Annotated in this window: 8 protein-coding genes and 1 pseudogene; 1 reads left to right on the top strand and 8 read right to left on the bottom strand. The window is 32.5% G+C overall.

What is annotated here, in order from left to right:
- A pseudogene (locus tag LQ611_RS07995) lies at window positions 1-90 on the top strand (IS6 family transposase); the annotation flags it as partial.
- Window positions 91-121: 31 nt separating this feature from the next.
- Here the strand turns inward: LQ611_RS07995 and LQ611_RS07990 are convergent.
- The 8 genes from LQ611_RS07990 to yycF form a co-directional block, all read right to left on the bottom strand.
- The gene (locus tag LQ611_RS07990; protein WP_001282728.1) at window positions 122-361 is read right to left on the bottom strand and encodes a hypothetical protein; all 240 of its coding nucleotides are present in this window, start codon (window positions 359-361) and stop codon (window positions 122-124) included.
- Between the two features lie 414 nt (window positions 362-775).
- Window positions 776-2,032: an MrcB family domain-containing protein gene (locus LQ611_RS07985; RefSeq protein ID WP_000566670.1), complete on the bottom strand. Its 1,257-nt coding sequence runs from the start codon at window positions 2,030-2,032 to the stop codon at window positions 776-778.
- Window positions 2,033-2,353: 321 nt separating this feature from the next.
- A complete protein-coding gene (gene rlmH / locus LQ611_RS07980; protein ID WP_239709513.1) occupies window positions 2,354-2,833 on the bottom strand; it encodes a 23S rRNA (pseudouridine(1915)-N(3))-methyltransferase RlmH in 480 nt (159 codons plus the stop codon).
- 293 nt (window positions 2,834-3,126) lie between these two features.
- Complete coding sequence (locus LQ611_RS07975) at window positions 3,127-3,909, bottom strand: MBL fold metallo-hydrolase (protein WP_078104517.1); 783 nt, start codon at window positions 3,907-3,909, stop codon at window positions 3,127-3,129.
- A gap of 40 nt (window positions 3,910-3,949) precedes the next feature.
- The gene (locus tag LQ611_RS07970; RefSeq protein ID WP_103360472.1) at window positions 3,950-4,741 is read right to left on the bottom strand and encodes a two-component system regulatory protein YycI; all 792 of its coding nucleotides are present in this window, start codon (window positions 4,739-4,741) and stop codon (window positions 3,950-3,952) included.
- Entirely contained in the window at window positions 4,741-6,063 is a 1,323-nt protein-coding gene (locus LQ611_RS07965; RefSeq protein ID WP_107590415.1) for a YycH family regulatory protein, read from the bottom strand. Before LQ611_RS07965 ends, LQ611_RS07970 begins: the two co-directional genes overlap by 1 nt.
- A complete protein-coding gene (walK, locus tag LQ611_RS07960) occupies window positions 6,056-7,897 on the bottom strand; it encodes a cell wall metabolism sensor histidine kinase WalK (RefSeq protein ID WP_107565750.1) in 1,842 nt (613 codons plus the stop codon). Before walK ends, LQ611_RS07965 begins: the two co-directional genes overlap by 8 nt.
- A 9-nt stretch (window positions 7,898-7,906) precedes the next feature.
- On the bottom strand, window positions 7,907-8,608 hold the full coding sequence (gene yycF / locus LQ611_RS07955) for a response regulator YycF (protein WP_025906262.1): 702 nt from the start codon (window positions 8,606-8,608) through the stop codon (window positions 7,907-7,909).
- Window positions 8,609-8,672: the final 64 nt, after the last annotated feature.

Raw genomic sequence — 8,672 nt, 5'->3', positions numbered from 1 at the left:
ATTTACGCTCTATATAAAAAGAACCGCAGGTCTCTTCAGATCTACGGATTTTCGCCATGCCACGAAATTAGCATCATGCTAGCAAGTTAAGCGAACACTGACATGATAAATTAGTGGTTAGCTATATTTTTTTACTTTGCAACAGAACCGAAAATAATCTCTTCAATTTATTTTTATATGAATCCTGTGACTCAATGATTGTAATATCTAAAGATTTCAGTTCATCATAGACAATGTTCTTTTCAACATTTTTTATAGCAAATTGATTAAATAAATTCTCTAATTTCTCCCGTTTGATTTCACTACCATAGATTATATTATCATTGATATAGTCAATGAATAATGACAAATTATCACTCATAACAGTCCCAACCCCTTTATTTTGATAGACTAATTATCTTCATCATTGTAAAACAAATTACACCCTTTAAATTTAACTCAACTTAAATATCGACAAATTAAAAAACAATAAAATTACTTGAATATTATTCATAATATATTAACAACTTTATTATACTGCTCTTTATATATAAAATCATTAATAATTAAACAAGCCTTAAAATATTTAACTTTTTTGTGATTATTACACATTATCTTATCTGCTCTTTATCACCATAAAAATAGAAAAAACAAGATTCCTAAAGAATATAGGAATCTTGTTTCAGACTGTGGACAAACTGATTTTTTATCAGTTAGCTTATTTAGAAAGTTTTATTTAAATTACAGTTTCTATTTTTATTAGATCACAATTTTATTTTAGCTCTTGTTCAAGTAATCATTTTTCGCCAAAAACTTTATACTGAATAGCTTCTACATTAAATACTTTGTCAATGAGATCATCTACATCTTTAAATTCAGAATAATTTGCATATGGATCTATAAAATAAAATTGTGGTTCTTTACCGGAAACATTAAATATTCTTAATATTAAATATTTCTGCTTATATTCTTTCATAGCAAACATTTCATTTAGCGACATAAAAAATGGTTCCTCAATACTAGAAGATGTAGATGTTTTAATTTCAATAAATTTTTCTACAGCTTTATCTGTATTTGTTGGATCAAAAGCTACTAAATCATAGCCATGACCGTGTTGAGAGCCTGGATTATCATTTAAAATATTCCTAAACTGTTCTTTCTTATCTTCGTCTATTTTATTATCAATTAGCTCATTAAAGTAATTTAGCGCTAATTTTTCTCCAACTTTACCGGTTAATTTATTCTCTTTATTTGATTTTTCAATTTCTGAATCATTTTTAGTAGTCTTTGATACACCTTTTTTATATTTTGGAATTATTCCTTTAGGTGCTTCCACTTCCTTGAGTGTCTTATCTTTTTGTGCTGTTCTAATTTCTTCAATTTCGCTGTCTTCCTGTATTTCGTCTATGCTATTGACCAAGCTATCATAGGATGTTTTTGTAACTTTTGAAGCTAATTCATTAAATAGTTCTAAAAATTTCTTTAAATCCTCTAGCATATCTTCTTCTGTGAATCCTTCATTCAAATCATAATATTTGAATCTTATTGATCCATGAGAATATCCTGATGGATAATCATTTTTTAAATCATAAGATGAATCTTTATTTTCTGCGTAATAAAATCTTCCAGTATTAAATTCATTTGATGTAATATATTTATTGAGTTCGGAAGATAAAGTTAATGCTCTTTGTTTTGCAGCATTTTTATCCCGCGGAAACATATCACTTATCTTTGACCATCCTTGATTCAAAGATAAGTATATGCCTTCTCCTTCCGGATGAAAAAGATATACCAAATAATATCCATCCTTTGTTTCTTTTGTTATATTCTCATCATATATTGAAATCCAAGGAACTTTACTATAGTTCCCAGTAGCAACCTTCCCTACAACTGAATATTTATCTTCTTTTATATGCACTTTTAACTGCTTGGGTAACTTATCATGGACTAAAGTTTTATATAGATCACCTTTATCCCAATCAGATTTTTTAACTACATTATTGGTACGTTTCTCTTTAATTAATTTAAGGACCTGCATAAAGTTGTCTATCATTTGAAATTCCCTCCTATTATAAAATATATTATGTCTCATTTTCTTCAATATGTACTTATTTATATTTTACCGTAATTTACTATATTTAGTTGCAGAAAGAATTTTCTCAAAGCTAGAACTTTGCTTCACTATAAGTATTCAGTATAAAGAATATTTCGCTATTATTTACTTGAAATGAAAGACTGCGGAGGCTAACTATGTCAAAAATCATGAACCTCATTACTTATGATAAGCTTCTTAAAAACATAACAGCAATTCACATAAACCTCATATGTTCTGATACATTCAAAATCCCTTTATGAAGCGGCTGAAAAAACCGCATCATTTATGATATGCTTCCCCACGCATGATCTTAAATGCGCGATATACTTGTTCCATCAGGATGACTTTCATCATTTGGTGTGGGAAGGTCATTTTACTGAATGATAGGGCGTAGTTGCTGCGTTGTAATACTTTTTGATGCAGTCCGTTTGATCCGCCGATGATAAATGTGATGTGTGAATTGCCTCTTGTCATGAGGTTATCGATTTCTTTACTGAGTCCTTCGCTTGTTAACATTTTGCCTTGTATTTCCAGGGTAATAACGTAACTTTCTTGTTTGATTTTAGACATGATTCTGTCCGCTTCTTTTTCTTTCACAATCTCTATATCTTTATCGCTCATATTATCGGGTGCTTTTTCATCTGCTACTTCGATGAGTTCTGTCTTTGTATATGCACCTAAACGTTTATTATATTCATCTACGGCTTGTTTCCAGTATTTCTCTTTTAGTTTACCTACCGTTATGATTGTTATCTTCATTTTTATCCACCTTTATTCATCTTGTTAAAAGTTATCCACATGTTATTAACTTATGCACAGTTTTATTTATTATTATATCAACAATTTTAATTTTTTGTACGTTTTCTAAATATTAAGTCGTTTATTTTTATACATTTTATTATGATTTATCCACGGATTTATATACATTGTGGATAAATCCGTGGATAACTACCTATATTATTCACAGTTTGTGGACATTTGTGTATAACTGTGGGTATATATGTGCACAAACTAAAAAGATATCCCCAACTCTATAATTGGGGATATCTTTTTTAAATGTAGTATATTGGTGTTGCTTTTTCTTTATCTGTATCACATAAAATGACTTCTTTATTTGTATCAATATCATGTTCGTTTAATACTTGTCCAACGCTCATTCTTGCTAAATCTTTCATGTTGTTGTCTTGGCTTAAGTGTGACAGATAGATACGTTTCGTACTTCCAGTTATCACATCACACATTGCATGTGCTGCATCTTCGTTAGATACGTGACCCATGTCGCTTAATATACGTTGTTTCGTCTTCCATGGATATTTGCCCATTCTTAACATATCCACATCATGATTACTTTCGAATACAAAGGCATCACTTCCGTGTATCATACCTTTCATGCGGTCTGACACGTAGCCTGTATCTGTAATCATCGTTAACTTTTTATAGTCGTGATTAAAGATATAGAACTGTGGGTCTATTGCGTCATGTGACACGCTAAATGATTCGATATCCATACCTGCTAAAGTCTTAGTTTCATATGGTTCAAAATGGAACTTTTGATCTAGTGGTATGTTTTTATCTTTAGCTTCTATCATTTGCCATGTCTTTTTGTTCGCATAGATAGGAAGTTTATACTTTCTTGCGAGTACACCTAACCCCTTTATGTGATCGATATGTTCGTGGGTTACTAAGATACCTTCTAGGTCGCTGATGTTACGGTCAATTTGTTGAAAGAGACCTTCTATTTTCTTTCCTGTTAAGCCAGCATCGACAAGTAGGCTTCCTTTATCTGATTCTATATAAGTGGCATTTCCTGTACTGCCACTTGCGAGTACGCTCATTGCGATCACAAGTGTTCATCTCCTTTAATTACTGCTTCTCTTACGATTCTTCTAAGACGGTAGATTCTGGTTTAATGGCATCGATATACAATGTCTTCGTATCTGTTTTACCGTCTTTTTCGGATTTAATTTTAACTTCCCATGACGGTACAAGTACTTGTCCGCCTATTTCTTTAACGACACTGTAGTAGCCTAACCTTACAGACTCTACTTTATCGCCTTTTTTAAGGTACGTGTTGTAATACAATGTCTCTAAAGCTGTCTTCGCATCTGCTATTTTACGTTTATTATTGTTGTCGCCATTTCCTGGTTTAAGTTTGTCTAAGTACGTTTGTGTAAATGACTTAGCTCTACCATTATCCATATCTATGACGATTTGTCCTTTGTTGTTGTTGAGTATTGGTAAATCTTCATAGTTTTGTTCATAGACGACTTTGTTTTTATCTGTGTTGTTCTTTTTATATTCGTAATCTTTACCTTTAAAGGCATCTTTATTAATAAAGCTCTTAAATGACGACTGTTTACTATCTTTATCTAAATCTGCATTGACGTCTTTATTGATTTTCGTGTCTTTTTCACTTAATGAATAAACACCTTCAAGTTCATCTGAATCAAACGATTTACTACTACCTGTTATGGCTTGCATCTTCTTATCTCGATATTCTGGTAACTGCGGGATGTCTATGCCTTCTTTAGCAAAATTGACATCTGATTGTGCGTTTGATTCTTGAACGATAGAGTTATTTACTTTATTAAAGTAGACAACGACCAATCCTATATTAATGAGAATAAACACAATGATGAAGAGTGACTTAGCATGTTTCCAATCCATTAAGAAAGTCCTCCATTCTCGTACCGTTTCCATTCACCGTCATATTTGATATACCATTTCGGTGTAAATTCAATCGTGTCTTGTAAGTTATTAATTTCGTCTTTAGGTAATGATAAATCATAGCCAATTGCTAAATTCGTAACTTTGTTAAAATCAATCGAACCATTTGAAGCTAGGTTAAATCTAACTTCTTCTGATGAAGGTAATCCATCCGCTTCTTTTTTAGACGGTACGGCTACTCCTGTTGTAATAAGACCGCGATTATATTCATTAATCGTATCTCTACCCCACACCGCTTCTATTGAAGATAACTTATCATCATTAAACACTGGATAATTATTTAAGAACATTTGATAGTCTATTTTACCAGATTTTTGATCCGTACTAAATAGACGGAATTCATCTGTATATCCTGCATGTTCATTAATAAATTTAAATGAATTTGTAATCGATTTTGACATATCTTTTTGACGATTTTCATCTTCTGATAAATTCGTATAACGATATGTTTGTTTCGCTTCATTCACGGTAGAAATCCCCGTATTGTTGTTATATGTCGAAACGTTATGTTCATTACTACGCGCAATCACTGAATCACCAAGAATAACATCATTTAATTCAGATACTGATATTTTGTTAGAAACGTAACGGTAAATATTCATATTATCCGCATTCTCTGGTGCATAAATTTGGTAAATTTCATTCGTAGTCGTCTCATTTGTAATCATGCCTGTATAAGGTTTCAAATCTGGTGCTGCTTCTTTATTCACCTTATCAAATTGCGTGCTTTTAATATTTGTCTGTAGTTTAACAGCTTTTTGTTTATTCTCACTTAAAAGATACACAACAGCTTCTTTCGTTGATTTCGTATCTACAAGAATTCGATCAAAATTAATATTAGGATAATAGTTCATATTCATGCCTAATACTTGGTTCAAGTACATTTCACTCGGAATGCTATCAGGGAAGTCTAAAATCGTATACCTTTCAGATAAATCTTCAAGTTGAACGACTGACTCACTGCTTAGAATATCAACTTTCTTCACTTCTTTACTCAACAATTGGTCAGTAATCTTCTTGATGTCTTTCACGTTAGACGTCCCTTTCACGTCCGTGCCATTTCGATTAATCATTCTAAACGGCATAATCACACTATCAATAGGCTTACTAATTTTAGGTCCAATAGAAGGTGTTTCTGTATTCACATCTGTTTCTAAATCTGTCAGTTCAGGTGTAAATGTCCATACACGGTATGTCATAAACACACTGATAAGCACAAGGATTATGAGGATAGCAGATTTAATCAGTTCTCTATTACGCATCCCAATCACCAAACTCATCTTCCATGACTTCACATGGCAATGTTATATAGATGGATGTACCTTGACCTTCTTTACTGCTCGCCCATATTCTACCTTTATGTGCTTCTACGATTTCTTTAGTGATGGCTAAACCTAAACCTGTACCACCCATTTTACGTGCTCTCGCTTTATCTACTCTGTAGAAACGATCAAAGATTTTATCTACTTTATTCACTGGAATACCGATACCATTATCTTTAATTTGTATCGTCATTCGGTTATATAAAGTATTTTGTTTCACATGAAACTCTACACGTTTATGTGATTCTTGTGAGTATTTAATCGCATTTGTAATGACGTTATCAAACACTTGTGTCATCTTATCTGGATCAATTTCAACGAATAAACCTTTAACAGGTATATCTCTAATGAACGTCACGTTCTTACCTTGTGTCATTTCGTGTCTGTTAATGATTTTGTTAATAAACATATTAAAATCAATCAATTCAGAGTTCATTTGATCACTTGAACTGTCCATTTTAGAAAGTTGTAATAAGTCATTCACAAGACGAATCATACGATCTGTTTCTTCACGTGTAACATTTAAGAATGTCGGTGCAACTTCAGGATCACGCCAAGCACCTTCTTCTAATGCTTCTATATAACTTCTCATAGATGTTAACGGCGTACGCAATTCATGTGAAACATTCGCAACGAATTCGCGACGTTCATTTTCTAAAATGTGCTGCTCCGTAACGTCATGTAATACGGCAATATAACCGTTGATAAAGCCTGTATCTTGAATAATTGTACTGAAGTTAACACGCGCAATAATGCCTTCTTCACTATTAATATCAATAATGAAACTATCATTATTCTCTTGTAAGTCATCTAATGAATAATCATCGTCAATATTTAGAATATCTAATATATGTTTCGCTTCTACATCAGCACGTTCTAGACCTAACATTTTAAGTGCCATTTCATTAATAATACGTACGCGGCCACGTCTATCAGTGGCAAGGACACCATCGCTCATATGCGTGATAACCGAGTCTAGACGACGCTTTTCACTTTCCGTATTCGCTTGTGCTTCTTGTACACGTTTAGATAAGTTGTTAAACGACAGTGCAAGTTCACCGATTTCGTCATTTCCGTATATCTTAACGCGCTGCGTATAGTTACCTTTAGACATCTCTAACGTTTGGTTACGCATGTCTGATATAGGTTTCGTAATCGTTCTCGCAATGAAGAAACCGAGCACGATTGTGATCAATAATGAGATTGCTGTACCGATGATGAAGATTTGGTTAATGTTGTTTAACTGTTCGTAAACAGAATCAATATCTGATTCAACATATATATCTCCGACAACTTCACCTTCGTATTCAACAGGTTTATTTTTGATCCATACTCTATTACTATCGGATGAATCATTTTTTAATACGATTTTATCATTAGCTTTTCCTAATGATAACGCCTTTTGTACAGAGCTATCGTTTACTTTTTGATTGACGGTATTTTGATTCGTAGCTTTAGATGTCGCCACAATAATTTGATCTTGATCAATAAACTTAATCTCATCAATTTCAGTTCTATTGGCATAATCATCTAATATATTTTGTATTTCTTTTTGGAAGTTCCGATTTGGATCTTCTGAGTTGTACGTTTTCTTTATGTTGTAATTAATCTGTTTCACGTGTTGTTCAATATTTGTCTTGAAGTTACGTGTCAGTTCTTTCTCAAGACTGTTTGTAAAATATAATCCAATAATTTGCATACCAATAATGATTAATAAAACATAAATAACGACAAGTTTAATGTGTAAGGACTGAAACTTCTTTAGCCAATTCATAATATCAGCCTACTCTTGTGTTTGTAGGAAATAACCCACACCTCTACGCGTCACAATATATTCTGGGTGTGATGCATCGTCTTCGATTTTCTCACGTAGACGACGTATCGTAACATCGACTGTACGTACATCTCCAAAATAATCATAACCCCATACAGTTTGGAGTAAGTGTTCACGCGTCATAACTTGTCCAATATGTTTTGCTAAATAATGAAACAATTCAAATTCACGGTGCGTCAATTCGATATCGACACCACGTTTTTTAATTGAATATGCATCAGGGTATACCGTAATATCTTTAATGACGATTTCATTTGTTTCTTCGTCTTCTGTTTGTGTTGGTTGAGAATAATGTCTACGTAAGTTTGCTTTCACACGCGCGATTAATTCACGTGTTGAAAAAGGCTTCGTCACATAATCATCTGCACCTAACTCTAACCCTAGAACTTTATCAATTTCTGAGTCTTTAGCTGTTAACATAATGATTGGCATTTCAAATTTCTTACGAACCTCTCTACATACTTCCATACCATCTCTACCAGGTAGCATAATATCTAATAATACGATGTCTGGTTCTTCTGCATATATCAAATCTACTGCGTCATTACCGTCATATGCGCAATAAACATCATAACCTTCTTTTTTTAAATTAAATTCAAGTATATCTGCAATTGGTTTTTCATCATCAACGACTACTATTTTTCTAGCCATACATTTACCTCATTTCTTTTTGAAAATAAGTATCTCTAAGCACACAATTGTGCATGATATCCTA

Origin of the sequence: Mammaliicoccus sp. L-M44 (assembly GCF_022386355.1) — a bacterium.
GTDB lineage: Bacteria > Bacillota > Bacilli > Staphylococcales > Staphylococcaceae > Mammaliicoccus > Mammaliicoccus sciuri_A.
The sequence above is the reverse complement of the archived record's forward strand: the minus strand, read 5'-3'. Positions and strand labels throughout refer to the sequence as shown.

Bases quoted from the DNA above. Each gene is read 5' to 3' on its own strand.
- LQ611_RS07990 (WP_001282728.1), bottom strand. From the start codon at position 361: ATGAGTGATAATTTGTCATTATTCATTGACTATATCAATGATAATATA.
- LQ611_RS07985 (WP_000566670.1), bottom strand. From the start codon at position 2,032: ATGATAGACAACTTTATGCAGGTCCTTAAATTAATTAAAGAGAAACGT.
- rlmH (WP_239709513.1), bottom strand. From the start codon at position 2,833: ATGAAGATAACAATCATAACGGTAGGTAAACTAAAAGAGAAATACTGG.
- LQ611_RS07975 (WP_078104517.1), bottom strand. From the start codon at position 3,909: ATGAGCGTACTCGCAAGTGGCAGTACAGGAAATGCCACTTATATAGAA.
- LQ611_RS07970 (WP_103360472.1), bottom strand. From the start codon at position 4,741: ATGGATTGGAAACATGCTAAGTCACTCTTCATCATTGTGTTTATTCTC.
- LQ611_RS07965 (WP_107590415.1), bottom strand. From the start codon at position 6,063: ATGCGTAATAGAGAACTGATTAAATCTGCTATCCTCATAATCCTTGTG.
- walK (WP_107565750.1), bottom strand. From the start codon at position 7,897: ATGAATTGGCTAAAGAAGTTTCAGTCCTTACACATTAAACTTGTCGTT.
- yycF (WP_025906262.1), bottom strand. From the start codon at position 8,608: ATGGCTAGAAAAATAGTAGTCGTTGATGATGAAAAACCAATTGCAGAT.